Source organism: Candidatus Enterococcus murrayae (assembly GCF_017315985.1).
Lineage (GTDB): Bacteria > Bacillota > Bacilli > Lactobacillales > Enterococcaceae > Enterococcus_A > Enterococcus_A murrayae.
This window is the reverse complement of the sequence record NZ_JAFLVR010000058.1, coordinates 1-1,718: the sequence shown is the minus strand read 5'-3', so window position 1 is coordinate 1,718 and position 1,718 is coordinate 1. Positions and strand designations below refer to the sequence as shown.

Genomic DNA, 1,718 nt, shown 5'->3' with positions numbered 1-1,718 from the left:
GTTTCTACTATTTTTTTGTATGGATAAATGGTATAATAATAACAGATATAATTATATTTAGGAGGTGCAGATGATTGGCTAAAAAGGAAAATCAGCTTCTTTTGAATAACAAAAAATTGGAACAGAAGAATAAAGAGTTAACCGAACAATTTCAGCTTGTTCTTGAACAAAATCACTACCTTCAAGAACAACTATTTGTGCTGCAACGACAAATGTACGGCCGAAAAAAAGAAAACACCCCTTCTGTCGAAGGACAAACAAATTTATTCGATTCAGACCCTTTTAAAGAACCAGAGCAGACTGGTCAAGAAAGCCAGGAATCAATCAAGGTAAGGAGCTTTCGTCGGAAAAAATCATCTGGCAAAAAGGCGTTATCACTCGCTCATTTGCCTTCTAAACATCTTCACTATTGTTTAGAAGGGGAAGACTGTCTTTGTGATGCTTGTGGGAGTCAGTTAACAGAGATTGGATCAACGATCGTTCGCGAAGAACCTCTATTTATTCCTGCTCATATTGAAAAGAAATTAGTTCATCAACATGCTTATAAGTGTTGTGCTTGTGAAAAGAAATCGGGAAGTACTCCAATTAAAAAGGCACGCGTGCCAAAACCGTTGCTCAATAATAGTTTCGGCAGCCCAACGATGGTTGCACAAACAATCATTGAAAAGTATGTAAAGAAAGTTCCTGCCTATCGGCAAGAGAACGAATGGAAAACCTTTGGTTTTCCATTGGATCGCCAAAAGATCACGAATTGGCATCTCTTGGCGACAGATTACGTCTTGGAGCCAGTCTATCAACTGTTAAAAGAAACATTGCAAAAACAAGAGGTGCTTCATGCGGATGAAACAACGTATACTGTTTTAGATGTTCCAAAGGCTACGACCTACTACTGGTTGTACACCTCTGGAAAATCAGAAACACATCCCATTGTTCTCTATCAACACGAGCTGTCACGTAAGCACGAACTACCGCAAAAGTTCTTAGATCGTTTCACTGGTTATCTTCACAGTGATGCGTATTCGGCGTACGGAAAAATATCTCAGGTAAAGAACGTCTACTGCTGGGCGCATGTTCGGCGAAAGTTTCACGAAGCAATTGGTTCACAGCCGCAGAAATATAGCACGGCTTTAATGGGGGAACGCTATTGCGATCTGCTCTTCAAAGAAGAGAAAAAAATGCGGCATCTTTCCCCAGTAGAACGTCAAAAACAGCGAGAGCAATGGATAAAGCCAATCGTTGATGAATTCTTTTCTTGGGCAGCGAATCTCCATATTCTGCCACGATCAAAACTGGGGGAAGCCGTTGGTTACCTACTAAAGTACAAGGAAGGCTTGTGTACTTTTTTGACGGATGGTCGATTGGAAACGACCAATAATCGAGCAGAACGAGCAGTGAAAGAGCTCGTGATTGGGCGTAAAAATTGGTTATTCTCGAAAAGTGAGAAAGGCGCGCAAGCGTCGGGGATCATTCTGAGTATTCTACGCACAGCGGTAGAAAATGGATTAGATCCGAGAAAATACCTTGTTTACTTATTCGAACAAATCCCCAATCTGCCAAGTCTAACAAAAACTGCGCTAGCAGCTTATTTACCGTGGAATCAAACAGTTCAAGCGTATTGTCGCGCAAGCTATTAGCAAACTTTAGAGAAGCCCAGCGTCCTCCCTATTTTATAGGATGGACGCTGGGCTTTTAAATACACCTTGGTATATGACGCTTAC

General features: G+C 41.2%; 1 protein-coding gene. It reads left to right on the top strand.

Annotated features, from left to right (window positions below; genetic code table 11):
• Window positions 1–74 precede the first annotated feature (74 nt).
• On the top strand, window positions 75–1,634 hold the full coding sequence (gene tnpC / locus JZO85_RS19160; protein WP_242550446.1) for an IS66 family transposase: 1,560 nt from the start codon (window positions 75–77) through the stop codon (window positions 1,632–1,634).
• The last annotated feature ends 84 nt before the right edge of the window (window positions 1,635–1,718 follow it).